General features: G+C 68.2%; 26 protein-coding genes. 19 read left to right on the top strand and 7 right to left on the bottom strand.

Going from position 1 to position 26,892, the window contains the following annotated elements; translation table 11 throughout:
• Positions 1-30 precede the first annotated feature (30 nt).
• From G020_RS0107455 to G020_RS0107445, 3 genes are all read right to left on the bottom strand, one after another.
• Positions 31-462 (bottom strand): PAS sensor domain-containing protein, encoded by a 432-nt coding sequence (locus tag G020_RS0107455; protein WP_024329151.1) that lies wholly within the window; start codon positions 460-462, stop codon positions 31-33.
• Positions 463-646: 184 nt separating this feature from the next.
• Positions 647-1,270, bottom strand: coding sequence for a DUF3365 domain-containing protein (locus G020_RS0107450; protein ID WP_024329150.1), 624 nt, complete (start codon positions 1,268-1,270; stop codon positions 647-649).
• Between the two features lie 209 nt (positions 1,271-1,479).
• Positions 1,480-2,028, bottom strand: coding sequence for a Smr/MutS family protein (locus G020_RS0107445; protein WP_024329149.1), 549 nt, complete (start codon positions 2,026-2,028; stop codon positions 1,480-1,482).
• 103 nt (positions 2,029-2,131) lie between these two features.
• Here G020_RS0107445 and surE point away from each other — a divergent pair, with 103 nt between their 5' ends.
• Genes surE through rpoS form a run of 5 tightly spaced genes read left to right on the top strand, consistent with a single transcriptional unit; the run spans position 2,132 to position 6,055 of the window.
• Complete coding sequence (gene surE, locus G020_RS0107440; protein ID WP_024329148.1) at positions 2,132-2,914, top strand: 5'/3'-nucleotidase SurE; 783 nt, start codon at positions 2,132-2,134, stop codon at positions 2,912-2,914.
• On the top strand, positions 2,908-3,573 hold the full coding sequence (locus tag G020_RS0107435) for a protein-L-isoaspartate(D-aspartate) O-methyltransferase (RefSeq protein ID WP_024329147.1): 666 nt from the start codon (positions 2,908-2,910) through the stop codon (positions 3,571-3,573). The genes surE and G020_RS0107435 overlap by 7 nt, the downstream gene beginning before the upstream one ends.
• A gap of 24 nt (positions 3,574-3,597) precedes the next feature.
• Positions 3,598-4,185: a YqaA family protein gene (locus G020_RS0107430; RefSeq protein WP_024329146.1), complete on the top strand. Its 588-nt coding sequence runs from the start codon at positions 3,598-3,600 to the stop codon at positions 4,183-4,185.
• A gap of 2 nt (positions 4,186-4,187) precedes the next feature.
• Positions 4,188-4,970 carry a peptidoglycan DD-metalloendopeptidase family protein gene (locus G020_RS0107425; RefSeq protein WP_024329145.1) on the top strand — a complete coding sequence of 261 codons (783 nt, stop codon included), beginning with the start codon at positions 4,188-4,190 and terminating at the stop codon, positions 4,968-4,970.
• A 29-nt stretch (positions 4,971-4,999) separates the two neighbouring features.
• Positions 5,000-6,055 carry an RNA polymerase sigma factor RpoS gene (gene rpoS, locus G020_RS0107420; RefSeq protein WP_024329144.1) on the top strand — a complete coding sequence of 352 codons (1,056 nt, stop codon included), beginning with the start codon at positions 5,000-5,002 and terminating at the stop codon, positions 6,053-6,055.
• Between the two features lie 18 nt (positions 6,056-6,073).
• Here the strand turns inward: rpoS and G020_RS0107415 are convergent, their stop codons facing one another.
• From G020_RS0107415 to G020_RS0107405, 3 genes are read right to left on the bottom strand one after another with little or no spacing between them, the layout of a single operon-like run.
• Positions 6,074-6,472, bottom strand: a complete 399-nt coding sequence (locus tag G020_RS0107415; protein WP_024329143.1) for an Mth938-like domain-containing protein — start codon at positions 6,470-6,472, stop codon at positions 6,074-6,076.
• A 58-nt stretch (positions 6,473-6,530) separates the two neighbouring features.
• On the bottom strand, positions 6,531-6,884 hold the full coding sequence (locus G020_RS0107410) for a hypothetical protein (RefSeq protein ID WP_018947699.1): 354 nt from the start codon (positions 6,882-6,884) through the stop codon (positions 6,531-6,533).
• Positions 6,885-6,898: 14 nt separating this feature from the next.
• Positions 6,899-8,026: a metal-dependent hydrolase gene (locus G020_RS0107405; protein ID WP_024329142.1), complete on the bottom strand. Its 1,128-nt coding sequence runs from the start codon at positions 8,024-8,026 to the stop codon at positions 6,899-6,901.
• A 45-nt stretch (positions 8,027-8,071) separates the two neighbouring features.
• On the opposite strand from G020_RS0107405, the gene G020_RS0107400 reads away from it, so the two are divergent.
• Positions 8,072-11,794 carry a hydantoinase B/oxoprolinase family protein gene (locus tag G020_RS0107400; RefSeq protein ID WP_024329141.1) on the top strand — a complete coding sequence of 1,241 codons (3,723 nt, stop codon included), beginning with the start codon at positions 8,072-8,074 and terminating at the stop codon, positions 11,792-11,794.
• A 35-nt stretch (positions 11,795-11,829) separates the two neighbouring features.
• Here G020_RS0107400 and G020_RS0107395 read toward each other — a convergent pair whose 3' ends face one another.
• Entirely contained in the window at positions 11,830-14,235 is a 2,406-nt protein-coding gene (locus tag G020_RS0107395; protein WP_024329140.1) for a DUF1631 family protein, read from the bottom strand.
• A gap of 195 nt (positions 14,236-14,430) precedes the next feature.
• Here G020_RS0107395 and G020_RS0107390 point away from each other — a divergent pair, with 195 nt between their 5' ends.
• The 13 genes from G020_RS0107390 (at position 14,431) to G020_RS0107330 (ending at position 26,880) form a co-directional block, all read left to right on the top strand.
• Positions 14,431-15,480 (top strand): cyclopropane-fatty-acyl-phospholipid synthase family protein, encoded by a 1,050-nt coding sequence (locus G020_RS0107390; RefSeq protein WP_018947703.1) that lies wholly within the window; start codon positions 14,431-14,433, stop codon positions 15,478-15,480.
• The gene (locus tag G020_RS0107385) at positions 15,477-16,253 is read left to right on the top strand and encodes a DUF1295 domain-containing protein (protein ID WP_018947704.1); all 777 of its coding nucleotides are present in this window, start codon (positions 15,477-15,479) and stop codon (positions 16,251-16,253) included. The genes G020_RS0107390 and G020_RS0107385 overlap by 4 nt, the downstream gene beginning before the upstream one ends.
• A 106-nt stretch (positions 16,254-16,359) precedes the next feature.
• Positions 16,360-17,142 (top strand): septum site-determining protein MinC, encoded by a 783-nt coding sequence (gene minC / locus G020_RS0107380; RefSeq protein WP_051130327.1) that lies wholly within the window; start codon positions 16,360-16,362, stop codon positions 17,140-17,142.
• Positions 17,143-17,184: 42 nt separating this feature from the next.
• Positions 17,185-17,994 carry a septum site-determining protein MinD gene (minD, locus tag G020_RS0107375; protein ID WP_024329138.1) on the top strand — a complete coding sequence of 270 codons (810 nt, stop codon included), beginning with the start codon at positions 17,185-17,187 and terminating at the stop codon, positions 17,992-17,994.
• A gap of 4 nt (positions 17,995-17,998) precedes the next feature.
• Positions 17,999-18,265, top strand: coding sequence for a cell division topological specificity factor MinE (minE, locus tag G020_RS0107370; RefSeq protein WP_018947707.1), 267 nt, complete (start codon positions 17,999-18,001; stop codon positions 18,263-18,265).
• 69 nt (positions 18,266-18,334) lie between these two features.
• On the top strand, positions 18,335-19,006 hold the full coding sequence (locus tag G020_RS0107365) for a type 1 glutamine amidotransferase domain-containing protein (RefSeq protein WP_024329137.1): 672 nt from the start codon (positions 18,335-18,337) through the stop codon (positions 19,004-19,006).
• Between the two features lie 372 nt (positions 19,007-19,378).
• A complete protein-coding gene (locus tag G020_RS0107360) occupies positions 19,379-20,800 on the top strand; it encodes a form I ribulose bisphosphate carboxylase large subunit (protein WP_018947709.1) in 1,422 nt (473 codons plus the stop codon).
• A 70-nt stretch (positions 20,801-20,870) separates the two neighbouring features.
• On the top strand, positions 20,871-21,203 hold the full coding sequence (locus tag G020_RS0107355; protein WP_019022376.1) for a ribulose bisphosphate carboxylase small subunit: 333 nt from the start codon (positions 20,871-20,873) through the stop codon (positions 21,201-21,203).
• 86 nt (positions 21,204-21,289) lie between these two features.
• Positions 21,290-24,334: a CsoS2 family carboxysome shell protein gene (locus tag G020_RS0107350; RefSeq protein WP_081647398.1), complete on the top strand. Its 3,045-nt coding sequence runs from the start codon at positions 21,290-21,292 to the stop codon at positions 24,332-24,334.
• Positions 24,335-24,353: 19 nt separating this feature from the next.
• Positions 24,354-25,928: a carboxysome shell carbonic anhydrase gene (locus tag G020_RS0107345; RefSeq protein WP_018947711.1), complete on the top strand. Its 1,575-nt coding sequence runs from the start codon at positions 24,354-24,356 to the stop codon at positions 25,926-25,928.
• A gap of 16 nt (positions 25,929-25,944) precedes the next feature.
• Positions 25,945-26,196: a carboxysome peptide A gene (locus G020_RS0107340; RefSeq protein ID WP_018870589.1), complete on the top strand. Its 252-nt coding sequence runs from the start codon at positions 25,945-25,947 to the stop codon at positions 26,194-26,196.
• A gap of 3 nt (positions 26,197-26,199) precedes the next feature.
• On the top strand, positions 26,200-26,535 hold the full coding sequence (locus G020_RS0107335; protein ID WP_018947712.1) for a carboxysome peptide B: 336 nt from the start codon (positions 26,200-26,202) through the stop codon (positions 26,533-26,535).
• 45 nt (positions 26,536-26,580) lie between these two features.
• Positions 26,581-26,880 (top strand): BMC domain-containing protein, encoded by a 300-nt coding sequence (locus G020_RS0107330; RefSeq protein ID WP_019022379.1) that lies wholly within the window; start codon positions 26,581-26,583, stop codon positions 26,878-26,880.
• Positions 26,881-26,892: the final 12 nt, after the last annotated feature.

Below are 26,892 nucleotides of genomic sequence, written 5' to 3'. Positions count from 1 at the left end.
CCCGGGTCACTCCGGGGTTGCCGGGGGGTGTCAGCCGGAGCGGGCCAGCTGACGCTCCGCACGTTCGGCGCGTTCTTCGGCCTCGACGCGCGCGGTGATGTCCTTCTGGATCCCGATGTAGTAGGTCAGCCGGTCTTCGTCGTTGAAGATGGGCGTCAGCGACAGCTCGTTCCAGAACAGCGAGCCGTCCTTGCGATAGTTGCGCAGGGTCACGCGGCAGGGGCGATCCTCGTCCAGCGCGGCGCGGATTTCGCGCACGGCATCCTGGTCGTTGTCGTCGTTCTGCAGAAAACGGCAATCGCGGTAGAGGATCTCCTCGGAACGATACCCGGTGAGCTCCTCGAACGCGCGGTTGACGTAGATCAGGATATTGTCGTGGCCTTCGCGCTCGGCGATCACCACTCCGTCGTTGGAGGCGTCGACCGCGAGGGCGAGCAGCTCGGCATCAATGGTTCGCGTCATGTCTTCGATTCTATAGGTTCCATCCGTCAACTTTACAGATTGTCATAAAGCCGCTTGTCTGTCCCTTTGTCCCTGCCGAAATTCGGTTTGTTCTGGGGGCGGGGCGCAAAAAGAAAGGGCCGCATCATCGCTGATGCGGCCCTTCTCGTATCGCCATTCCCGGAGAGCCCATTCCCGGAGAGCGTTACATCTCCTGGGTGATGGTGAATGCCCCGCGCACCTGCCCGGCCTGGTAGCCGGTGGCCTCGTCTTCCGGATAGAGACGTTCCAGCGCGTGCTTGATGTCGGAGTCGATGTCCTCGCCGTGGCAGGCAAGGCACTGACCGCCGGTCGGGATCGCCGCCATGAACCGGAACCGCGCGCCATCCTCGGTCTGGATCACTTCGTGCGACGGGGCGACTTCGTCGGCCGGCGTGCCGGCGGCGACTTCGGCGTCAAAGCTTTCCAGCACCGCGCGCTCCCACTCGTCCGGGGCGTTGTCGGGGTTGCGCAGCTTGAGGCTGGTACGCCCGACATCCCAGCCGGTGTCGGCGGAGATGTCCGCGGCGATCTCCGGGGCCACCTCGTTGCAGACCTGGATGGCCTCGGTGGGGCCGCCGGTTTCCATCGCGCTCATCAGTTCGCCCTGCAGAGTGCTGGCGAATTGCTGGATGGCCTCACGGCTCTCCATGGCGCGCTGTTCGATTTCCTCTTCGCTGACCTCGGTGGCTGCCGGTTCTTCGGCGGTCGTGGTTGCCTCGTTGTTGGAGCAGCCTGCGGCGAGGGCCGCGATGCCGAGGGCGATGGGGGCAAGTTTCCAGTGATTCATGAGCAGGACCTCTTCGTCGCAGTTTCCGTTGCCTTTGGATGCATTCATTGTACAAGGCTTGTACAGGATGGTCTCGCAGCCCGTGCGGGATTGCAACCCGGGCGGCATGAGGCTGCGGCAATCCGCTGATAACGGTCAAGGTAACTCTGGACTTGATCTAAATCAACATGCCGTCCAGTGCTAATGTTCCGCGGCGATAGCGGCGTCACTCAGGACGGATCCCGGCGTTTCTTGAGCAGGACGTATACGGCGCCGGTCCCACCGTCGGCCGGACGTGCCGAACAGAACGCGAGCACGTCGTCGCGCTGGCGCAGCCAGTGGTCGGTCAGCCCCTTGAGGACCGGGCCCCGGGGGCTCGAGCGCTGGCCCTTGCCGTGGATGATGCGCACGCACAGGCGGTCATCCGCGCGCGCCTCGTCGATGAAGCCGGCCACCGCCTGGCGGGCCTCGTCGGCGAACAGGCCGTGCAGGTCCAGTTCGTCCTGAATCCGGTAATGGCCGCCGCGCAGCTTGCGGAACACCCGCTGGCTGATGCCCGCGCGGCTGAAACGCAGCTCGTCGCCGGGCTGGAGGTCGCCGAATTCCAGCGGGTCGCTCATCCAGTCGAGCCGGGCCTGTTCCTCGTCACGGTCGCGCTGGGCCGCGCGGGCGGGCGGGCGCGGCGTATCCTTCTCCGCGCGGTCGCTGTGAATCCGGCGTACCGGGCCCACCGCACGCAGAAACTCGTCGAAATCGCTGGGACCGTCCCCGGAATTCATGGCAGGATACTCGCTTTCCGAGGCTCCGGCACAGGCAGGAAACTGCATGTCCCGAAGCCGTTTCCAGTATATTGAAGACCCTTTCAAAGCCTCCGGCTCCCGAATGCGCATTCTGGTCAGTAACGACGATGGAATCCATGCCCCCGGCATCCAGTGCCTGGCCGACCACCTGCGAACGGTGGCCGAGGTCCGGGTAGTGGCACCGGACCGCGACCGCAGCGGCGCCAGCAACAGTCTGACGCTGGTGCGGCCGCTGCACGCCCGATCGGTGGGCGACGCCGGTGTGCAAGTGGATGGCACGCCTACCGACTGCGTGCATCTGGCGCTGACGGGGCTGCTGGAGGACGAACCGGATCTGGTGATCTCCGGCATCAATGCCGGGGCCAACATGGGCGACGACGTGCTGTACTCCGGTACCGTGGCCGCGGCCATGGAGGGCCGCTTCCTCGGTCTGCCGTCGATCGCGGTGTCGCTGGTGGGGACCGATCTGCGGCATTACGACACCGCGGCGCGCGTGGTGCTGGACCTGCTGGATCGGCTGCGGCAGGTCCCGCTGCCGGCGGCCACCATCCTCAACGTGAACGTCCCGGATATCCCGTTCGAATCGATCCAGGGCGTGCAGACCACCCGCCTGGGGAACCGCCATCGCGCCGAGCCGATGGTCGCCGACCAGGATCCGCGCGGGCGGGAGATCTACTGGGTGGGTCCCGCGGGTCCGGAGCAGGACGCCGGTCCCGGGACCGATTTCCATGCGGTGCGCGAGGGCTACGTCTCGATTACGCCCATCCAGGTGGATCTCACTCGTTACGATGCCATCGACACCGTGGGGCGCTGGCTGGAGGGCGTTGCGCCAGGGGGTCACCACCAGGGAGGTACACCATGGTGAGCGACGCCTCGGGTGCCGGGCTGACCTCGGGACGGGCGCGCGACCGCCTGGTCCGGATCCTCGAGCAGCAGGGTATCCGCGATCCGCGGGTGCTGGAGGCCATCCGCAGCGTGCCCCGGCACCTGTTCGTGGAAGAGGCGCTGAGTCACCGCGCCTACGAGAACATCGCGCTGCCCATCGGGCACCGCCAGACGATCTCCCAGCCGTTCATCGTCGCCCGGATGACCGAGGCCCTGCTGGAGGGCGGGCCGGTGAGCACTGTGCTCGAGATTGGCACGGGGTCCGGTTATCAGGCGGCGGTGCTGGCGCAGATCGTCGACCGGGTGTACTCGATCGAGCGCATTCAGGCGCTGACCCGCAGCGCGCGCGAGCTGCTCAGCCGGCTGGGCATCAACAACGTGAATCTGCGCCACGGGGACGGGGCCGAGGGCTGGCCCGAGAAGACACCCTATGATGGCATTATCCTGACCGCGGCCCCGCGCGAGGTGCCGGAGACCCTGCTGACCCAGCTGGCCCCCGGCGGGCGTCTGGTGGCCCCGGTGGAGGGCCCCGACGGACGTCAGCAGCTGGTGCGCTACACCCGTACCGAGGAGGCGTTCGTGCGGGACGTTCTCGACGCGGTGATGTTCGTCCCGATGCTGCCGGGCGCGGAGCAGTAACGACGTGCCCGGAGTCGCGTTGCGATGAAGTTCTTCGAACCGGTCTATGATCGCGTGATGGGCTGGTCGCGGCATCGCTACGCGCCGCGCTACCTTGCCGGACTCTCGCTGTTCGAGTCCTTCGTCCTTCCGTTTCCGCCCCCCGATGTCATGCTCGCGCCGATGGCGGCCGCATCGCCGGCACGTGCCTGGTACCTGGCCGCGCTGACAACGGTCGCCTCGGTGGTCGGAGGGGTGCTGGGCTATCTGGCGGGCTGGCTGGCGTTCGAGTGGCTGGGACCGTGGCTCCGGGACATCGGGTATGCCGCCGAACTCGCGCAGGCCGAGGACTGGTTCGGGACCTGGGGGGTATGGGTGGTCCTCATCGCCGGGTTTTCGCCACTGCCATACAAACTCTTCACCATCACCGCCGGGGCCCTGGCCATGGCGTGGCTGCCGTTCGTGCTCGCGTCGCTGCTGGGCCGGGGCGCCCGTTTCTTCCTTGTGGCCCTGTTCATGGCCTGGGCGGGGCCCCGTGCCGAACGGCACCTGCGACCCTACATGGAACGCATCGGCTGGGCCGGAATCGGGGTCCTCGCGGCGGCCATCGCGGTGTACCTGGCCCTGGAGTGAGCATGCACAGTGGGTTGCTGCGCGGCCTGATCCCCCTGTTGCTGGCGGCCCTGCTGGTCGCGGCCATGAATGGCTGTGCCCTGCGTACACCGGGAGAGTCCCGGATCCCCGATACCCATACCGTGTCGCGTGGCGAAACCCTGTACAGCATTGCCAGTCGGTACGGCCTGGAGTGGCGGGCGGTGGCGCGGCGCAATGCGATCGGCGCGCCCTACACGATCCATCCCGGCCAGCGTCTGCGGTTGACCGGTCCGGCCCGTTCCTCGCCACCGCCGGCACCCACGCGCGAGACGGCGGGGAGCTCGAGATCGTCTTCTTCCGGCGGAAAAGCGTCCGGAAACGGCGGCGGGGCGTCTTCGGCGCCCGCACCCGATCCCGAGCCGGAACCCGATCCGCCGCCTGCACCGCGTGGCGACGGCCAGTGGGTGTGGCCGGCCGACGGCGAGGTGGTCAGGGGGTTTTCCGACAGCGCGAGCACCCGACAGGGACTCGGAATCGGTGGCGAGGTCGGGGATCCGGTGCGCGCCGCGCGTAGTGGCGAGATCGTCTATGCAGGCGGCGGTCTGGTGGGGTATGGTCGGATGATCATCGTTCGCCATGACGAGCGTTTCCTGTCGGCTTACGGCCACAACGACCGGCTGCTGGTGGAAGAAGGCGACACGGTGGAAGGCGGCGACGAAATTGCGCGCCTGGGCGCATCGGGGACGGATCTGCCGATGCTACATTTCGAGATCCGCGTGGACGGTTCCCCGGTTGACCCGGCGAGCTACCTTCCGGATCGATGAATCGAAGCAGTCAAATTACAGGATCACGCATGAAAGAGCCCCGGAACCCGGTCGATCTCGACGGCGCTGAAGGCGAGGATCCGGAATCTCCGCTGGAAGAGCCGGCATTGCACGAACCGGCGGAAGAAGAGCGGGACGAGGGTGGCGGGTTCGCCCTGGAAGAAGAAGCCCCCGACCCCGTCGAATCCGGGGTGGCCGAGGACGAGGTGCCGGTGCGGCCCCGTACCCTGCGTGACGCCCGCCCCGCGGAGCTGGATGCCATCCAGCTCTACCTGCGCGACATCGAATTCCGTCCCCTGCTGACTCCGGAAGAAGAACGCCACTATGCGCGCCTCGCGCGACAGGGCGACGAGGCCGGCCGGCGGCGCATGATCGAATGCAATCTGCGTCTGGTCGTGAAGATCTCCCGGCGCTATCTTAACCGGGGGTTGGCGTTGCTGGATCTGATCGAGGAGGGCAACCTCGGGCTGATGCATGCGGTGGAGAAGTTCGATCCCGAGCGCGGCTTTCGCTTTTCCACCTATGCGACCTGGTGGATCCGCCAGACGATCGAACGCGCCCTGATGAATCAGGGACGCACGATCCGCATTCCGGTGCATGTCTCCAAGGAACTGCGCATGCATGCGCGGGTGGCCCGCGAGCTGACCCAGGAGCTGGGGCGCGATCCCAGCGAAGAGGAACTGGCCGCGCGCCTGGAAAAGCCGGTGGCCGAGATCCAGAGACTGCGGGCGATGTCCGAACCCTCGACCTCCATGGACCTGCCGCCGGGGCCGGAGGGCGATCGCTCGCTGACCGATATCCTCGCCGACGTGAATGCGGTGGAACCCTCGTCCATCCTCGAGGATCAGGATATCCAGGATCTGGTGGAGGAATGGCTGGGCCTGCTCGACGAGAAGCAGCGCGAGGTGCTGGTGCGCCGCTTCGGTCTGCACGGCTTCGAGCGCTCCACGCTGGAGAAGGTGGGCGCGGAGATCGGGGTCACGCGCGAACGCGTGCGCCAGATCCAGATGGATGCGCTCAAGCGCTTGCGGCGGCTTCTGGAATCGCGCGGAATGAAGGGCGACGAGGTGCTGCCCGGGTCCTGAGTCCGGTTCGGCAGCGACTCAGTCGTCGGCGGAGGCTTCTGCCGGTTCCACGATCAGGGCCGCGGCCACGTCGCGGCCCTCGGCCATGATCAGGTTGTAGGTGCGGCAGGCCGCCGCGGTGTCCATGATCTCCACCCCCAGCTCGCGCCGCTGCAGTTCGCGCCGCAGTTCGCGCGGCGGAAAGCGGCTGACCTCGCCGGTGCCGATCAGCAGGACCTCCGGGGGCTCTTCCAGAACCGGCTCCAGGGCCGCGAGATCCAGCTCGCCGGCCGCGCGCACCGGCCAGTCCGCATGCAGCGAGCGCGGCCGCACGATCAGGCTGGCGTGATAGGCGACATCATTGATCCCGATCGCCCCGGGGGCATGCCCGGTGATGCGATAGGTGAGGCCATCGGAGGTGAGTTCGGAGAACAGCATGACCCGGACGCTACCCCGTGGCGGCGCCGGGCTCAAGAGCCGGTGTCGGGGGCAGGGGTCAGCGGCGGGGTCGGAAACCCGGCGGACGTTCGGCGATCCATTCCACGAAGCGCCGGATGACAGGCTCGGCCAGCAGGGCCTCGCGAGTGTTCAGACGCTCGGCCAGGGTCTGTTCGTCGAACTGGCGGTGGATGTGATCGTGGCACGGGCGGCAGACCTGCAGCAGGCGGCCCTCGCGTTCGGCGCGCGGGAACCGGCGGCGGATGCGCCGACGCCGGTGCTGCTTGCGTGGGATCAGGTGGTGCCGGGTCAGGCCTTCGTGTCGCCCGCACAGCTCGCAGATCCCGCTGGCCGGGGCCTCCGGGGGCGTCCCGGGCGAGTGTCCACCATGGCGGTCTCCGGGTGGGCACATGGATCGGCGTTTCTCTACAGGCGCGGCCGGATCGGATCGCCGGGGTGGGCGCCGGGGAGACCCATGCGCATGCGGCAGCGCGGTGGAGGATTGGTCACGAAGTACTCCGGCCCGGCCAGATCGCCCATGCAGCCAATGCGATCGGGCTGGAAGGCGCGCCGCGCCAGCGCGTGCAGGGCGTCGTCCAGCGGCCCTTCCTCGCGCACCCGTTCGCTGCTGATCGGCTGCCATTCACCGTTTTCGCGTTCGGCGATGGCGAAGCCGAAGGGGAAGTAGCCGGGGCCGCCCAGGCGGATGTCGGTGGCGACCAGGCGCGGCGGACGGTCCTCGTCGTACTGCGCGTGAAAGCGCAGGAACGGGCCGCTGAATTCGCGCAGGCGCCGGCCGTCTTCCAGGTCCATCGCGGTTTCCTCGAGTCCGTGCGGATCGCGCCGGAAGGTCTCGAAATCGGGCCGGATCGGCTGGTCGAAGATCCCGACCCAGGCCTCGTGGAAGTGGTCGCCGTTGATGACGGTGACCCGCCAGACCAGCATGTTGAACGGGGTGGGCTGGATCAGCCGGGGCTGTTCCTCCAGTCCGGCCTGGGCCAGCGCGGGCTGGATGTGACGGTCCAGCCACGCCTGCAGGGCCAGGCCGCTGCCGGCGTAGGCGGTGGAAAGCACCAGCCCGGCCACCAGCGCCCGGGGCGCGAAGCGCCAGAAGGCCGCGACGATCACCCCGATCAGCAGCGGCAGGGTGTACAGCGGGTCGATGACGAAGATCGAGGCGGTCCCCACCGGGCCCACCGGCAGCGGCCACAGGATCTGCGTGCCGTAGGTGGTCAGGGCATCGAGCAGGACATGCGTGATCAGCACCAGGGCGAAGAACCACCACCAGCGGGCAAAGCCGATGTCGCGCGTTGTCGGGGTCCGCGACAGCACCCCGGCGGCCGCCGCCGAGAATAACAGCAGCACCGGGATCGAATGGCTGAAACCCCGGTGCAGGGTGAAATCGGAGACCGCATCACCGTAAGCTATGAGGATGTCGAGATCCGGAATCAGGGCGACCAGCGCGCCGAGTACCAGGGCCTTGCGGCCCAGCCGTGAACCGAGGACGAGGCCGCCGATGGCGGCACCGAGACTGGCGTGGGTGACGGGATCCATGGGGGTCTGCGTTTCCCTGCGATGCGTGGGTGGGGTCGGGGCGCAATGATGGCGGGCGGCGACGATCACGCACAAGCCCGCGGCCGGCACGCGGATACGCGGGCCTGGGATTTCTGGATCGACCGCGGTGGCACCTTCACCGACATCGTGGCGCGCGATCCGGACGGGCGGCTGCATTCGCACAAGCTGCTGTCGGAGCACCCCGAGGCCTACGCCGACGCGGCGGTGCAGGGCATCCGCGATCTCCTCGGGCTCAGGCCGGGCAAGCCGGTCCCGCAGTCGCGCATTCATGAGGTGCGCATGGGCACCACGGTGGCCACCAACGCCCTGCTGGAAGGCAAGGGCGAGCCGGTGGTGCTGGTGATCACCGCGGGTCTGGAGGATGCGCTGCGCATCGGGCATCAGGCGCGGCCGGAGCTGTTCGCCCGCGACATCCACCTGCCGGCCCCGGTGTACGACCGGGTGGAACCGGTGGACGAGCGCGTGGATGCCGCCGGACGGGTGCTGCGCGCGCCCGATCTGGAGGACCTGCGCCCGCGCCTGCAGACGGCGCGGGCGCAGGGGTATCGCGCGCTGGCGGTGGCCTGCGTCCACGGCTATCGCTTCCCGGCGCACGAGCAGGCGGTGGCCGCGCTGGCGCGCGAGCTGGGTTTCCAGGAGGTGGTCGCCAGCCACGAGGTCAGCGGCCTGATCAAACTGGTGCCGCGCGGCGAGACTGCGGTGGTGGACGCCTTCCTGTCGCCGGTGCTGCGACGCTACGTGCGTCAGGTGACCGCCGAGCTGGGGACGGTACCGCTGCGCTTCATGCAGTCCTCCGGCGGACTGGTGGATGGCGAACGCTTCCGCGGGCGCGATGCGGTGCTGTCCGGCCCGGCCGGGGGCATCGTCGGTGCGCTGCGCACCGCGGGCCCGCTGGGCTTCGAGCGCCTGATCACCTTCGACATGGGCGGGACCTCCACCGACGTCGCGCACCTGGCGGGCGAGCTGGAGCGGCGTCAGGAGAGCGAGGTGGCCGGGGGCCGCCTGCGCGTACCGATGCTGGACATTCACACCGTGGCGGCCGGCGGCGGGTCCATCTGCCGTTTTGACGGCATGCGCCTGCGCGTGGGGCCGGAGTCGGCCGGGGCGCAGCCGGGTCCGGCGGCGTACGGTCAGGGCGGTCCGCTGACGGTCACCGACTGCAATCTGCAGCTGGGACGCCTGCGGCCCGAGTATTTCCCGGCGGTGTTCGGGCCGGATCGCGACCGGCCGCTGGATGCCGGGGCCGTGGCCGAGGGCTTTGCCGTGCTGGCGGCCGAGGTGGGCGCGACCCAGGGCGAGACCCCGTCGCCCGAGGCGCTGGCGGAAGGTCTGCTGCAGATCGCGGTGGAACACATGGCGCGCGCGATCAAGACGATTTCGGTGCAGCGCGGGCACGATGTCGGTGGTTATGCGCTGGTCTGCTTCGGCGGGGCCGGCGGGCAGCATGCCTGCCGGGTGGCCGAACGCCTGGGCATGCGGCACGTGCTGCTGCATTCCCTGGGCGGGGTGCTGTCGGCCTTCGGCATGGGGCTGGCGGAACTGCGCGCGCTGCACGAGGCGAGCCTGGAACTGCCGCTGGAAGGCGACGGCGTGGCCGGCCTGGAGGCCGCGCTGGGCGAACTGGAGGCCGCGGCCCGCGACGAACTCACCGCGCAGGGGGTGGATCCTGCGCAGTTGCAGCTGCGCCGGCGCGTGCACCTGCGGGTGGAGGGATCGGACTCCACGCTGGAGGTGGATGCCGGGTCGGCCGAGGCCATGCTGCACGCGTTTGCGCAGGCCTGGCGCCAGCGCTACGGCTTTGCGCCGCCGGATCGTCGCCTGGTGGTGGCGGTGGCCACGGTGGAGGCGATCGGCCCGGGGGCGGAGAATCCCGCGGACGGTGGCGGCGCGGAAACCGGGGCTGACCCGGCCGGGACTCCGGCGGATGCCGGCGAGCGGGTGGCGATGTTCACCGCCGGGCAGTGGCGCGAGGTGCCGCTGTACCGCCGCGAGGCCCTGAGCCCCGGCATGCGTCTGGACGGGCCGGCGATCGTGATCGAGGCCACTGGCACGGTGATCCTGGAGCCGGACTGGCGGGGCCACATGGCCGCGGACGGCACGCTGGTGCTGGAGCACCACCCTGCCGCGGCGGCGCATGATCGCAAGCGGCGCGATGACCCGCAGCGCCGCGACCCGGTGCGGCTGGAGGTCTTCAACAACCGCTTCATGGCGATTGCCGACCAGATGGGCTTCACCCTGCAGAACACCGCCCATTCGGTGAACATCAAGGAGCGCCTGGATTTTTCCTGTGCCCTGTTTGACGGGGCCGGCCGGCTGGTGGCGAACGCGCCGCACATGCCGGTGCATCTGGGCTCCATGGGCGCCAGCGTGCGCGCGATCGTGGCGGCCTTCGGCGACGACCTGCGTCCGGGTGACGCGTACATGCTCAACGATCCGTTCAACGGGGGGACCCACCTGCCGGACATCACGGTGGTGACGCCGGTCTTCCTGGACGCCGCGGGCGGTGTCACGAGTGACCCGGCGACCCCGGCGGTACTGCGCTACTTCGTGGCCTCGCGCGGGCATCACGCCGATGTGGGCGGGATCACGCCGGGGTCGATGCCGGCGTTCTCTTCAGCTCCGGAGGAGGAAGGCGTGCGCATCCCGCCGGTGCGGCTGGTGCGCGATGGCCAGTTCGATGGCGAGATCCTCCAGACGCTGCTGACGTCCGGTCCGTGGCCGGCGCGCAATCCGGCGCAGAACCGCGCCGACCTGGAGGCACAGGTGGCGGCCAATCGGCGCGGTCTGGAGGAACTGGATCGCCTGCTGGCCGAAAGCGGGCCGGCAATGGTGACCGCCAGCATGCGGCACGTGCAGGAGAACGCGGCCGCGGCAGTGCGCCGGCTCATCCCCGAACTGGAACCCGGCCACTTTCGCTGTGCCCTGGACAACGGGGCGGAGATCGTGGTGTCGGTGACCCCGGACCGCCCCGGATCGGCGGAGGATGCACGGCTGGTGATCGATTTCGACGGGACCTCGGCCCAGCGTGCCGATAACTTCAACGCGCCGGTGTCCATCGTGCGCGCGGCGGTGCTGTACGTGCTGCGCTGCCTGCTGGACGACCCGGTGCCGCTGAACGATGGCTGCCTGGATCCGGTGGAGCTGCGGGTGCCGGAGGGCTGCATGCTCAATCCGGTGCCGCCGGCCGCGGTGGTGGCCGGGAACGTGGAGACCTCGCAGGCGGTGACCGACGCCCTGTTGGGTGCCCTCGGGGCGCAGGCGGCCGCGCAGGGGACGATGAACAACCTGACTTTCGGCAACGACCGTTACCAGTACTACGAGACCATCGCCGGGGGTGCCGGCGCAGGCCCCGGCCACCACGGCGCCAGTGCGGTGCAGACCCACATGACCAACTCGCGCCTGACCGACCCGGAAGTGCTCGAGAGCCGTTTTCCGGTGCGGGTGGAGCGCTTTGCGCTGCGCACGGGCTCGGGCGGCACGGGGGGCTGGCGGGGCGGCGACGGGGTTATCCGCCGTCTGGGTTTCGACGAACCGATGGAACTGACCCTGCTGGCCAATCGCCGCCGCGTGGCGCCGTTCGGCCTGTGCGGCGGTGGCGATGCGGAACCCGGCGAGGACTGGCTGATCCGCGCGGACGGGCGCCGCGAGCGCCTGCAGGGCTGCGATCGGCGTGCGCTGGAAGCGGGCGATGCGGTGGAGATCCATACGCCGGGCGGCGGGGGATACGGGACCCCGCAGACCGACTAGAGCCGGTCGTTCGGCGGGGCGGCCCGCGCGAGGCGTCAGCCGGTGGCGCCGGCCGATTCCCCCGTGCCCAGCTTCTGCTCCATCAGATGATCGAACAGGGACTCTTCCGGGATGATCTGCGCGCGCCCGGTGCGGAACTCCTGGGCCAGCCCCTGGAGGCTGTGCTGGCGCTTGCTGCGGCCGGCGGCATCGGTGAACAGGAAGCGTCCGGAGTGGGTGCCGCGCCAGACCAGCTTCATGCGCGTGACCCGGGTGCCGGCGGGCGAGGTGAACTGGATCCAGGTGCCCGATTCCAGGCTGTCGGCGGTGTCCACGTGCTCGTCGTCGTGGTCGCGCATCAGTGACGGGTCGTCGTCCGGGAGGCGCGCTGCGGTGGCGAACGGGCTGGCCGCCGAGCGGCCCTCGCTGCGCCGGCTGCGTTCGCGCGAGCGCTCTTCGTTGCCCTTGTCGGAGGCCTGGCCGCGGTGGCTCGTGGTGTCCGTGGCGTGGGTACCGTCCGTTGCGGGGGCTGAGCCAGTCGCCGGTTCCTCTTCTGCCGCCGGTTTCGCCTCTTCGGTATGGCTTGGCTTGCGCCCGGCGGCCATCAGGTGGGCGCTGACCAGGTCCGACTTGATGCGGGCACGTTCCTCCGCCGACAGCGGAGCCCGGTCGAGATAGGCGCGGATACGGGCCAGCAGCGGCGCCGAGGACTTGAAGTCCGGGGCCTCGCGCATCAGCTGCAGCAGTTCCTCCAGCAGAGCCAGACCGGCGGGGGACTCCCGGCCGTCGTCTGCTTCCTGGCTGTCATCGGCGGCGGATGCGGCGGTGTCCGCAGGCTGTTCGCCGGGGATGGCGGCCGGGGTCTCGTCGTCGGTCCCGTCCGTGGTGCCCGTTTCCGCGGCGCCGGCCGGGACGTCGGACGCCCGAGAGGATCCCGGACCGCCGTCCTGCACAGGGGCCGCCGCGGTGGCGGCGTCCGTACTGCCCTGCGATTCGGGGGCTGTCGCCACGCGGGCGGTCTCCTCCGCGGTGAGCAGCGGGACCCAGGCGTCCATCAGCTGCTGGCGGGCCTGGTCGGGCAGGCCGCGTCCGGCGGTTTCCACGGTCTGGTGGACGGTGGTCTCCATCTGCCAGGAGACCTCGATCCGGGTCTCCTCCTGTTCCGCCTCCCGACGTTCCTCGGCCACCTCGGTTTCGATCTCGGATTCGACCTGCTCGAGGTCTTCGCGCAGGGCCTGCAGCGCGCTCTGATAGGCGTCGGCACTGTCGAGACCGGCACCCCGAAGACGCTCGACGTGTTCCGCGACCAGCCGTGCCAGTGGCAGTTCGCGGGCATCTTTCAGGTCCAGGTCGGGGTCCACGCGCAGGGCGATATTGAGCAGCTGACCCGTCATCTGGCGTGCCGGATGCTGCTTGTCGCGGAAGAAGCTGCTGTCGCGCATGGCGATGCGCACCAGCGGGAGCTGGAGGTCGGCCAGGGGTTCGCGCAGGGCCGGGTTGAGGTCGTCGCGCTTGAGGATCAGGTCGAACAGCCCCTGTAGCAGGTCCATGATGAACGGCTCCAGCGACTCGCGGCTGGGGGCATTCTGGACCATGGTGGCCACGGCCAGCGTGCCCGGCACGCCCTGCGGCATGGCGCCGCCCTCGGCGGGGCCCATGCCGCGCTCCCCGGCCGGCACCACGTAGCCGAACTGGCCCCAGTGACCGGCGGGGGCGGCCGGTCCCGGCTCGTGCCGGGCCGTCGCGGTGGTCGCCGGGCCGGCGTGCGCTGGCGGCTCTTCTGTCCCGGCCCGGGTGGCTCCGCCGCCGGTGCTCCGCGTGCGCGCCACGGGACCCGTTTCGGGGACAGCCAGCCCCGCTTCGCCGAAGGCACGGAGCAGCGCCTGCATCTCCGGCTGCAGGTCGCGGACCACGTCGCGGTCGAACCAGTGCAGCAGCATCAGACAGTCTTCGGGGGGCAGGGGGACGGCTTCGACGGCCTGAAGGAAGGCATCCCCGAGGGCATGCGGATGCCAGGGGGCCGCCTCCGGGGATGCTGCGAGCCGGTAATCCCGCGTGAGCTGCTCCAGGGCGTCGATCTCTTCCGACATCACCGAGCGCGCCCCGGCGACTACCTTGCGCAGGGCGACTTCGCGTTCGGTGGCCTCCTGGTCCATCACGCTCAGCTCGAGGCCGACATCGTCGGCGCCGGGGTTCGTGCCCGAGGGCGGCTGTGCCGGGGTCAGTCGTTCCGCCAGTCCGCTGCGGAACTGAACGAGTACGGATTGAGCCGCCATGCGAATCTGCCGCGACAGCATCATGTTCTGCTGCGCGCGCTGGGAATCGATCGCCTTCTCGGCCGAGTCCATCAGACGGTCGTCGAGCTCGTTCATGAAGGCCCGGTTCTTTTCCTCGAGCGCATCCATGAACGGGGTCCAGACGCGCTGCAGCAGCCGGGGCGGGATTCGGTAGGTCTGGGCCATGATCACGTGGAAATTGAGCGTTGGGTCTCACTCTATCACCGCTGTCGGGGGGCGAGAGGTGACCGGGGTCACGTCAAACCCAATTTTGGGCGGGGTTATGATCGGCGGGTCGCGCGGAACCGGGTTGGGCTGCAGTCGGTCCATGGTGTTGCGGACCGGGGCCTTCGGCCCGGGCACCGGCAGATGGAGGGGACGATGGAGCGACTGATTGACTGGGCCGAGCGCGGCTGGTTGCCGGATGCGGCCATCCGTGCCGGGATCCGGCATCTGCTGCGGCGGCGGTTGCGCGAGAGTGGCGGGTCGCCGGAGACCCTCCGTGCACGGCGCGAGGCGCTGGTGCGGGCGATGCGGGAGGCGCCCGTCGCGCTGTCCACCGATACCGCCAACGAACAGCATTACGAGCTGCCGACCGAGTATTTCGAGGCGTGCCTGGGGCCGTGGATGAAGTATTCCTCCGGCTGGTGGCCGGAGGGGGTCGAGGATCTGGCCGGGGCCGAGGCGGCGATGCTGCAGCTGACCACCGAGCGCGCCGAGCTGGCGGATGGCCAGCGGATCCTGGAACTGGGCTGCGGATGGGGTTCGCTCTCGCTGTGGATGGCGGAACAGTTCCCGCGGGCCTCGATCCTGGCGGTGTCCAATTCGGCGACCCAGCGCGCGGCGATCGAGCACCGGCGCGATGCCCTCGGCCTGACCAACCTGGAGGTGGTGACCGCCGACATGAACGACTTCCGGCCCGCGCAGACCGGCTTCGACCGGGTGGTGTCGGTGGAGATGTTCGAACACATGCGCAACTGGCCGGAGCTGTTCCGCCGGATCCATGACTGGCTGCGTCCGGGCGGGCGCTTTTTCATGCACGTGTTCGCGCATCGCGACCGTGCCTATTTCTTCGAGACCGACGGTGACGCGGACTGGATGGCCCGGCACTTCTTTCGCGACGGGCTGATGCCGTCCGAGGATCTCGTCTATCAGTTCCAGGACGACCTGCGGGTGCGTCGCCAGTGGCGGGTGGGCGGCGAACATTACGCGCGCAGCCTGAACGCCTGGCTGGAACGCCAGGATGCCGCCCGCGAGCGGCTGCTGTCACTGTTCTCCCGCACGCAGGATGCGGCGGAGGCGGCGCGGGTCTTCCAGCGCTGGCGGATGTTCTACATGGCCTGCGACGAGCTGTTCGCCCGGGACGGCGGGGGTGAGTGGTTCGTCTCGCATACCCTGCTGGAACGCCCGCTGCGGGAGGCCGTGCAATGAGCCTTTCGGTCGCTTTTCTTTGGGGGCTGCTGGCGGCGCTGGGTCTGATGACCCTGGTCTGGGGCGCGGCGATGCGTCGCCGCGACGCCAGCCTGGTGGATCGTTTCTGGGGTATCGGCTTCATCGTCGTCGGCGTCCTGTGGTGGGGGATGGCCGGGTTCCCGGCAGCGGGACTGTGGACGCTGGTGCCGGTGGTCCTGTGGGGTCTGCGCCTGTCGGCCTACATCACCTGGCGCAACTGGGGCCATGGCGAGGACGCGCGGTACACCGCGATGCGCGGAGAGCTGAGCGATGCGGCCTTCGCGCGCCGCAGCCTGGTTACGATCTTCGGTCTGCAGGGTGCGCTGGTGGCGGTGATCGGCCTCCCGGTTCTGGCGGGGGTCAGTGCGCAGTCGATGCAGCCGCTGCTGCTGGCGGCGGGTCTCGCGGTGTGGGCCTTCGGTTTCGTCTTCGAGACCGCGGCCGATCTGCAGATGGCCCGCTTCCGCGCCGATCCGCAGCGGCGCGGCGAGGTCATGGACCGGGGGCTGTGGCGCTACAGCCGGCATCCCAACTACTTCGGCGAAATCGTGGTGTGGGTGGGCTATGGCCTGCTGGCGCTGGCGGCCGGCGGCTGGTGGGGTATCCCGTCGGCGGTTCTGATGATCGTTCTGATCCTGCGGGTATCCGGAGTAACGCTCCTCGAATCACACCTGCACGAGACCCGCCCGGGTTATGCCGACTACGTTGCACGGACCCCGGCGCTGATCCCGGGGCGCCCGCGCCGGCGGTGAACGGCGCACCGGCTTGCCGGACCCGGGGCCGGCACGCTATAAATGCGCGATTCCGCCCCGTCCGGGGCGACGCCGATCCGACCATCCTCCGAACGTGGAACCGAGCATGAGCGCTTCCCCCAGCTCCGTCCAGGCCATGGAACTCAAGGGCCGCATGCTGCTGGTCTCGGTGCTGCGGGTGCACGACGCCGAGCCGCACAACCTGGGCAACATGCTCGCCGCGCGACGCGACGAGGCGCCCGATCTGATGCGCGACATGCCCATTGTGCTGGATCTGCAGCCGGTGGCGGATGCCGGGGATGCCGCACTGCGCGCGGTTGTGCAGCAGGTGCGGGCCGCGGGCTTTCGCCTGATCGGGCTGCAGGACGGCGAGGCGGCGCAGGCGCTTGAAGCGGCGGATGCCGCCGGACTGCCGCCGCGTCTGGCCATGGGTGGCCGCGGCGGTTCCGGCGAGGTGGCCCTGAGCGAGGGCCGTGCGCGGCGGGAGGATCCATCCGCGGGGGCCCCGGAGGAACGCGATTCCGCGGCGTCGGGGGCGCCGGTGGCGCCGGTGGCGGTGCACAGCGCGACACGCGTGGTGGATCAGCCGGTGCGCTCGGGGCAGCAGGTCTACGCACGCGGCGGGGATCTGCTGGTGACGGCTCCGGTCTCCGCCGGTGCGGAGCTGCTGGCGGACGGCCACATCACCGTACTGGGCCCATTGCGAGGCCGCGCCCTGGCCGGCGTGCGCGGGCTGGTGAGCGCGCGGATCTTCTGTCGCCGCCTGGAGGCCGAGCTGCTGTCGATCGGTGGACACTACCGGATTGCCGAAGACATCACGGAAGCCGAGCGCGGCGACAACCGGCTGGTGACACTGGCGGGCGAAAGCCTCAACATCACGGAGTCCTGAGCGGATTCCGCTTCCCTCGATTCTCAAGGAGACGCAGCCAACATGGCACGTATCGTAGTGGTGACTTCCGGCAAGGGGGGCGTGGGCAAGACCACGACCTCGGCCGCGATCGCGACCGGCCTGGCCCAGCGGGGCCACAGGACCGCAGTGATCGATTTCGATGTCGGTCTGCGCAATCTCGACCTGATCATGGGCTGCGAGCGGCGCGTGGTTTATGACTTCGTCAACGTGATCAACGGTGACGCGAACCTGAAACAGGCGCTGATCCGCGACAAGCGGGTCGAGAATCTGCACATCCTTCCCGCATCGCAGACTCGCGACAAGGAAGCGCTGACCGAGGATGGCGTAGAGCGCGTGCTCGGCGAGATGGCGGAAGAGTTCGATTACATCATCTGCGACAGCCCGGCCGGCATCGAGCGGGGTGCCCTGATGGCTGCCTATCACGCCGACGAGGCGGTGGTGGTCACCAATCCCGAGGTGTCCAGCGTGCGTGACTCGGACCGGATCCTGGGGATTCTCGCCTCCAAGACCCGCAAGGTGGAACAGGGCGGCGATCCGATGCCCGGGCGCCTGCTGCTGACCCGTTATTCCCCCGAGCGGGTGGAGCGCGGCGAGATGCTCAGCATCGAGGACGTGGGGGAGATCCTGGCGATCGACCTGCTGGGCGTGATTCCGGAATCCCAGGCGGTGCTGAATGCCTCCAACGCGGGGCAGCCGGTCATCCTCGACGCGGAGTCGGACGCCGGGCAGGCGTACGACGACGCCGTCGGCCGCTTCCTGGGCGAGGACCGTCCGCTGCGTTTCGTGGACGTGCCGAAGCGGGGCTTCTTCGGCCGCTTGTTCGGAGGCTGAGTCCATGGGCATCTTCGACTATTTTCGGCAGCCACGGCAGAAAAGTGCCAACGTCGCGAAGGAGCGGTTGCAGATCATCGTAGCGCGCGAGCGCGCCGCACGCTCCGGGCCGGATTATCTCCCCGCAATGCAGCAGGAGCTGCTGCAGGTGATCCGCAAGTACGTCGAGGTGGACGACGACGCGGTGCAGATGAACGTTGATCGCGAGGGGGACTGCGAGGTCCTGGAGCTCAACATCACCCTGCCGGACCATGAGGACGGAACCGGCTGAGCCTTCCGCGGGAACGTGGTCGCCCCGCCGGCTGTCCACCGGCAACAAGCACGGAAAGGAGGCGGCATCATGATGCAGACCATTCTCATCGTGACCACCAGCCACGACGAGCTCGCCCCGGGGCAAGCGACCGGACTGTGGTTTGACGAATTCGCGGTACCCTATCAGCGGTTCCGCGAGGCCGGGTACGAAATCAAGGTGGTCAGTCCCCGCGGTGGCCCGGTTCCGCTGGACCCGCGGAGCCTGGACGCCGCCCATCCGGATCCCGCGTCCGCCTCGGCCCAGCAGGCCCTGGACGACACCATCCCCCTGAGCGAGTCGGTCCGGCACGACCAGTATGCGGCTGTCTTCTTCCCGGGCGGTCACGGCACGATGTTCGACCTGCCGGACAATCCGCATGTCCAGCGACTGGTGGGTGAATTCCTGGCGAATGACAAGGTGCTGGGTGCGGTCTGCCATGGCCCTGCATGCCTGGTCGGCGCGATGCTGCAGGACGGGACCCCGGCGGTTTCCGGCCGTCGGGTCGCCGCGTTCACCAACAGCGAAGAAAAGGGCGTGGGGCTGGAGGCGACGGTGCCGTTCATGCTGCAGGACCGGTTGCAGGCTCAGGGAGGCGAGGTCGACACGGCCGACGACTGGGCGGAACACGTGGTGGTCGATGGCCGCCTGGTGACCGGACAGAACCCACAGTCGGCGCGTGCGGTCGCTGACGCCATGGTGCGGCTGCTGCGCGGCACCTGATCCTCCTCTGCCCTTCCCCGGAGTCGCCCGGCGTCCCGGGCGGCTCCGCTTCGTGTTACCCCGTTTCTTTTCCTCGCCGCCGCCGAGGCCGGCGTCCTGCGTGTGCCTGCCTGCCGGCCGGGTTCAGGGAAACCGGGTCGTCATTGGCATGCACCGTCCGGGGTTTTCGGCTAGAATCGCGGGCGGCTCATCAGCGGGAGCGTGCGGGAAAGGTCGCGTGCCCCCCATCTCCGGGAACCTGTAAACGACGGCTCCCGGGAAACCATAGATGAACGTCAATCGGTCGTATCTAGATTATTTATTTGTTATTAGTGGTTAACCTTCCTAACCTAGGCGACCGTCACGATTAACCAACGCGTAGGAGAAAGCCACATGGCCGCCAAGAAGTACTCCGCGGGTGTCAAGGATTACCGCGAAACCTACTGGATGCCGGAATACATGCCGCTGGATACCGACCTCCTGGCATGTTTCAAGATCACCCCGCAGCCGGGCATCGACCGCGAAGAAGCCGCAGCCGCCGTGGCCGCCGAGTCCTCCACCGGGACCTGGACCACGGTGTGGACCGACCTCCTCACCGACATGGACTACTACAAGGGCCGCGCCTACTCCATCGAGGACGTGCCGGGTGACGACGAGTCCTTCTACGCGTTCATCGCCTATCCGATCGACCTGTTCGAAGAAGGTTCGATGGTCAACGTGTTCACCTCCCTGGTGGGCAACGTGTTCGGTTTCAAGGCCATCCGTGCCCTGCGTCTGGAAGACGTGCGCTTCCCGATCGCCTACGTGAAGACCTGCGGTGGCCCGCCCGCCGGCATCCAGGTCGAGCGTGACAAGCTGAACAAGTACGGCCGGCCGCTGCTGGGTTGCACCATCAAGCCCAAGCTGGGTCTGTCGGCCAAGAACTACGGCCGTGCCGTGTACGAGTGCCTGCGTGGCGGCCTCGACTTCACCAAGGACGACGAAAACATCAACTCGCAGCCGTTCATGCGCTGGCGCGAGCGTTTCGAGTTCGTCCAGGAAGCGACCGAGAAGGCCGAAGCCGAAACCGGCGAGCGCAAGGGTCACTACCTGAACGTGACCGCGCCGACCCCGGAAGAGATGTACAAGCGTGCCGAGTTCGCCAAGGAGATCGGCGCGCCGATCATCATGCACGACTACATCACCGGCGGTTTCTGCGCCAACACCGGTCTGGCCAACTGGTGCCGCGACAACGGCATGCTGCTGCACATCCACCGTGCGATGCACGCCGTGCTCGACCGTCATCCGAAGCACGGTATCCACTTCCGCGTGCTGGCGAAGATCCTGCGCCTGTCCGGCGGTGATCACCTGCACACCGGTACCGTGGTCGGGAAGCTGGAAGGCGACCGTGCCGCGACCCTCGGCTGGATCGACATGCTGCGCGAATCCTTCGTCCCGGAAGATCGCTCCCGCGGTATCTTCTTTGATCAGGACTGGGGCTCCCTGCCGGGCGTGTTCGCCGTGGCCTCCGGTGGTATCCACGTCTGGCACATGCCGTCGCTGGTCACCATCTTCGGCGACGACTCCGTGCTGCAGTTCGGCGGCGGTACGCTGGGCCATCCGTGGGGCAACGCCCCGGGTGCGACGGCCAACCGCGTGGCGCTGGAAGCCTGCGTCCAGGCGCGTAACGAAGGCCGCGACGTCGAGCGCGAAGGCAAGGAGATCCTCACCCAGGCCGCGCAGCACAGCCCCGAGCTGAAGATTGCGATGGAAACCTGGAAGGAGATCAAGTTCGAGTTCGACACCGTCGACAAGCTCGATTCCCAGCACAAGTGATCGCCCGAGTGCGGACGGCCGCTGGCGGCGCCGTCCGCACCCTGAACGAACCAGACACAGGATGACCGACATGTCCGATATTCAGAACTTCAAGCCGGTGCAGAAGTACGAAACCTTCTCCTACCTGCCGGAGATGAACGCCGACCAGGTGCGCAAGCAGATCGAATACTGCCTCGCGCAGGGCTGGAACCCCTCCGTGGAGTACTCCGAGAAGGAGCACGCCATGTCCCCCTACTGGTACATGTGGAAGCTGCCCTTCTTCGGTGAGCAGTCGGTGGAAGCCGTGCTGCAGGAGATCGAAGAGTGCCGTCGCAGCAACCCCGGCATGATGGTGCGCTTCGTCGCGTACGATAACTACGCCCAGAGCCTGGGCATGGCCTTCGTGGTCGATCGCGGCCGTTGATCCGGCTGCGGCCGGGTCGGCTGTCGCCGGCCCGGCCATTCCATACAGGGTTTTACTGTTGCCGTCGCCAACTGTAAGGAAGTGCCATGAGTAATCCGACATCCGCGTCTGCAGGCCTCTCCGGTCGCGAGCTGGCCCGCGAACGGCGCAAGGCCATGTCCCGCAATGGCAAGGCCGCCGTGAAGGGCTCGAACCAGGGCGTCTCGCGGTCCCAGGTGGTTCGTCAGAACCCCGCGCCCGCGGCGCCTGCGCCCGAGCCGGCTCCCTCGGCTCCGGAATCGGCGCGTGAATCCGACGCGCCCGCGCAGCCCGAGCCCCGGTTCACCGAGCCGCGGGCGGAGCGGCAGACCGATGGGTCCGACGCGCCGCCACCGGGCGCCCACCAGGGTGCCTCCAACGGGCGCCAGGCCGCGCTCGAGCGTCGGCAGAAGATGGCACGTCAGGGCAAAAAGGCCCTGGGGCGGGGCAACACGCGCGGTTCGGGCGGATTTGCCCGGGCCGGCTCCGAACGCTCGCGTCAGCTCGAAGTCCTTGCCCAGAGCCAGGACGTTGACTGCGAGAATATGAGCGGCCGCGAGATCTGCCGCCTGCGCCGTCAGGCGCTGGCGCAGAACGGCAAGAAGGCGATGGCGACCGAACCGCGGCGCGAGGATCGCCTGCGTGGCCGTGAACGCGACCCGGAACCGCCGCGCCCGACGCGTCCGCCGCGGGAGGCCGCGCGGCAGCCGGAATCCCCGGTGGCCGATGAATCCGCCGAACGTGCGGAAGAGGCGCTTGAGCAGGGGCTGGACCGCCTGTGCGAGCAGGTGGAGCAGCGTCAGGACGAGAACGATCGCGAGATCAAGCCGATGATCTCCGACGTGCGGGCCATCTGCATGGCGCGTCGGGACGCGATGGCGAGCCAGGGCAAGAAGGCGCTGCGCCGGCGTTATCAGGCCGGTACCAAACGGCCTTCCGATCTGCCGCGCGAGGGCTCGTGGAAGGCGGCCCAGCGCAAGGGCATGACCACCCGGGAGATCGCGCGTCAGCGGCGCCAGGAACTGTGCAGCATTGGCCGCGGTTCGTCCGAGCCGGGCCGGCCCTGCGGCCGTCCGCGGCAGGCCGGGCAGGATGATGCGCCGGCCAAGGTGGAGGAAGGGACCACCCTTTCCGGCGGGCACGTGAGCGGCACCCAGGTCGAGAGCACTTATGCCGTGACCGGTGGCGAAGCCGGCAGCTGCTACGACGTGACCGGGACCGAATACTTGGGCGCGGAACATTTCGATCGCTACTGCGGGACCCTCCCCGAGGCCCATTCGCCCAAGGTCGGCCATTCGCATACGAGCCACGGGCAGGAAGTCAGTGGAACCGAGGTGGGGCGGTCCCGCCACGTCACCGGCGACGAGCGCGGCAGTTGCGAGGCGATCACCGGCACCGAGTATCTCAGTACGGAACAGTACGAGGGCTTCTGCGGCACCCGTCCGGCCCCCGGTACTCTGCGCACCGGCGTGATGCACACCGGTCGCGGCGAGGATGTCTCCGGCACAACGGTCGGTCGCAGTCCGAAGGTAACGGGTGATGAGTCGGGTTCCTGCCGCAGCGTGACCGGGACCGAGTATCTGAATACCCGCGACAGTGAGGTTCCCTGCACGGGAAAGCCTGACGGAGCGCCGGCCCGGGCCGGTGTGATGCACACCCTGCGGGGTCGTGAACTGACCGGCACCGACGTCGGGCGCTCCTCTTCAGTGACGGGTGTTGAACACGGGGACTGCAAGCCCGTGACGGGTACGGAGTATCTGGGCAGCGAGGATTTTCAGCGTTGCGGGACCCGCGGGGAACCGGCGGCTTCGCGCGTCAGCGAGATGCACTCCGCGCACGGTCGTTCGGTTACGGGGGTGTCGGTGGATCGAAGCCCTCGGGTTACCGGCGACGAGACCGGTTCCTGCGCGTCGCTGACGGGTACGCCGTACTATAACCGGGCGGATTTCGAGGAGCTGTGCGACAAGCCGGCCGCCGGGGGTGTCCACAAGGTAGGCGTGATGCACACCCTGCACGGCGGCGAAGTGTCGGGGACACGGTTGGACTCGTCCAGCCGTGTCACCGGTGACGAATACGGGGGCTGCAAGCCCATTACCGGGACGGAATACGTGGGATCCGATCATTACGAAACGCTGTGCGGTGCGACGCCCGAAGCCGGGCCGGAAAAGGTCACGACAAGCCGGACCTGGAATCAGCAGGGGGTGTCGGGACCGGCGATGGGTCCCTCGTCCCGGGTGACCGGCGATGAATACGGCGCCTGCATGCCGATCAGCGGGACGTCCTATGTCAGCCCGGACCAGTACCAGCAGTACTGTTCGCCCGAGGAATCCCGTTCCGCCCAGGTGCGGGTCGCCGAACGGCATTCCACCCCGGGCCACGCGATCTCCGGAAGTCAGCCGGGCCATGACGAGCGGGTCACGGGTACCGAACGAGGCGCTTGCCAGGATATCTCCGGCTCGGCCTATGTCGGTGCGGATGAATTTGCATCGGCCTGCCCGAATGTCGCCGGGGACCTGCATCCTCGCTTGCGTCCGGAGGGATTCGACAGTAATCCGGCCACGGCCATCCAGGCGGCGACGCCCGCCGCGGAAGTGCCGGGGCGTGACTTCAGCGTTCCGTCGCCGGCCCGGGAAGCTCGTGAAAGGCGCGTGACAGGGACTGCTTATGGTTCAAGCGGTTCGATTACCGGTTCGGTGAACAAGGCGATGGGCCTGGTGTCCGGCACCGAGGATTTCCGTTATGGACAGGCGCACGCTCGCGCCGGTGCCCCCATGGCCATGGCACAGGCCAAGGCAGCGAGGTCCGAGATCGAGGCGGCCCAGGCGGCGGTAGAAGAACGCCAGGGTGCCGAACGCGTAACCGTTAACGGTGCCGGGGGTGGCGTGGCGATCACCGGTGATGACTGGCAGCGCGGCGATTCGGTGACCGGCACGGAAGGTTTTTCCACGCGCCGCAATGTCAGCATGCGCGGCAATCCGCGGGGCGAGGGCAGCAGTGCCTGGGGTAACCGCGAGCTGGAGCGCAAGGAAGTACCGCCGAGCCGGATCACGGGCTCATCGGGCAGCACCGATGCGGGGTCGTTGGTGACCCTGTCCGGCGGCGCTCGCGGCTGATCCGGGGAGAACGGACCTCATGGTCGTACGTCGTCGCCGCAAGACGAGTCCGCTGCGCCCGCGGGGGAGCGTGACCGGTCGCCCGGGTGCCTCGGCACCGCGGAGCGACCACACGCCGGCGGTCGGGCCGGATTCGTCGGTGGCCCCGGCACTGGGTGAAGTCGGCCGTTACGCCCCCGTGGATACGGGGGGTGGTGTGCGGCCGGGGCATCCGCTGGCGGACGAGCGGGGCAACGAACGGCTGCATGCCTTCGAACAGGGTTTTCGTGACCGCTTCTCGGAGTTGGTGCCGGTCCTGCGCGAAATCCATTCGCTGCAGCATGAGAAGGGTTTTTCGGAACGGGCACAGTCCCTCGCGGAACGACAACTCGGTATCCGGCTTCCCGAACAGGTGCTTGAGGATGCGTGGATCAACCATCTGGACACCCGGCGTCTGTACCTGGAAGGCAGTTTTCGGCTGTTCGACCGGCTGGTGAACGAATACTGGTCGGGCCGGGATGATCTGGCGGCCGAGGCGGAATCGGCGATCGCGTGGTTCCTCGATTGCGACTTCCACGAAGTGGATATCTCGCCTTGCTCGGACGGACGGTTGCTGGGTCTGCGGCGCTTCATTCTGCGTCTGCCGGATATGGCGGTCCGCGTGAAGAGCTACGCGGGTGCCCTGTTCGATATCGAAGAGGACGTTCGGCACTGGACGAAACGCGAGCTTCTGCGTTTTCGTGAAGGAAGGCCGACGACCGCGGATGTGCCGAGCCGGTACCTGAAGGTGGCGGCGTATCACTACAGCAGTGCGGACCCGAACCATCAGGGCTGTACGGCCCACGCTTCCTGTGAACGGGAGGCGGCGGATGCGGCCCTGCGCCAGCTCCGGGCGTTCCGGCAGGCGGTGGAGAACACCTATTGTTGCGGTGCTTCGGTCGATACCCTGCTGATCGGGGTGGACACTGACACCGACGCCATCAAGGTCCATGTGCCCGATGGCGAGACGCGCATGAGTCTGTATCGGTTTGTGGACAGTGCCGCGCTGTATCGAGAAACGCAGGGCATGAACGAACAAGATGCCTCCCTGGCGGTGTATCGCGCGATTCAGGACACGGTCCACCAGCAGGGGTGGGGCACCGGAAACGGGGCGCCGCACGAGGGCATGCTGAGGTTTATTTCGCGGCTGCTGATGAACAACCTGTCGCAGCTCGATTACGTGGCGCGGTATCACGGTGGCCATTACGCCGACGTGGGGCATCGCGAACGGATGATCATTGTGGGCCAGGAAGTGGAAGAGATGCAGGTGCGCAACTTCGCATACATCGCCCATCTGGACACCATGGAAGAAGGCGCCGAAAGCATGGACGTCGGCGTGAACAAGGTGTTCCGCAAACTGAACGTGGAACGCGGGCTGCCGGTGCCGGTAGTGGTGCACTTCCGCTACGACCGCAAGGTGCCCGGCTCGCGCGAGCGGGTGGAGGCCCGCTGCCGGCGGGTACGCGACGAGATCATGAAGCGCTACCGCGATTTGTCCGAAAAGGGGCTGATCGGCTGCCACATGGTGATTCGGGACAAGCGCAGTGGTTCGCAACTGGAGCCGCTGGAGGCCTGAGGCCAACGGGAACGAGATGAAAATCTGCAAGGTAGAAAAAACGCTGGTATCGACCAACCGCATTCGCGACCTGGGGCATCGGCCGCTGCTCGTGGTGCAGGAAAAGGTCGGCGGGCCGCGTACCGTGGCGGTGGACGCCGTCGGTTGCGTTCCGGGTGACTGGGTGATCGTGGTGGGCTCGTCGGCGGCGCGCGAAGCGGCCGGTGACAAGTCCTATCCCAGTGACGCGACGATCGTCGGGATCATCGATCACTGGGAGGAGCAGTAAGACATGGACATCATGCGCGTGGAGGACGAGCTGACGGTGACCCGTCGGGTCGATGGCCTGAAAACGGCGTCCCTGCGCGTGCTGGTGGATGCGAAGGGCGGTCGCGCGGTCGCGGTCGATCCGGTGGGCGCGTACCCGGGCAACTGGGTGTTCACGATCAGCGGTTCGGCGGCGCGCCTCGCGCTCGATGACCATTCGATTCTGACCGATCTGACAATCGGCGGGATCATCGACTACTGGGACGACGGCAGTGATGACACGTCGTCGTCCGGGAAGGACAAGGCTGGGCAGGACCAGACCGATACCGGGCGCTCGGATGGCGGACGCAGGGCCGCTTGAGCGTCGAATTTTTCGAAGTAACCGTAACTCCGGGAGAAAATAGCAATGGCGAGTGAAAACTTTGGTGTGGCCCTGGGCATGATCGAGACCCGTGGTCTGGTTCCGGCGATTGAAGCGGCGGACGCGATGACCAAGGCCTCCGAGGTGCGTCTGATCGGCCGTCAGTTCGTGGGCGGCGGTTACGTGACGGTTCTGGTTCGGGGCGAGACGGGTGCGGTGAACGCGGCCGTGCGTGCCGGTGCCGATTCCTGCGAGCGTGTGGGTGACGGTCTGGTGGCCGCGCACATCATTGCCCGCGTGCATTCCGAAGTGGAAAGCATCCTGCCCGAGAAGGTCGGCAACTAAATCTGATTCAAG

The organism is Thioalkalivibrio sp. ALR17-21, from assembly GCF_000420185.1.
Lineage (GTDB): Bacteria > Pseudomonadota > Gammaproteobacteria > Ectothiorhodospirales > Ectothiorhodospiraceae > Thioalkalivibrio > Thioalkalivibrio halophilus.
Note: the sequence above shows the minus strand (reverse complement) of the source record. Positions and strands in the feature narration are given on the sequence as shown.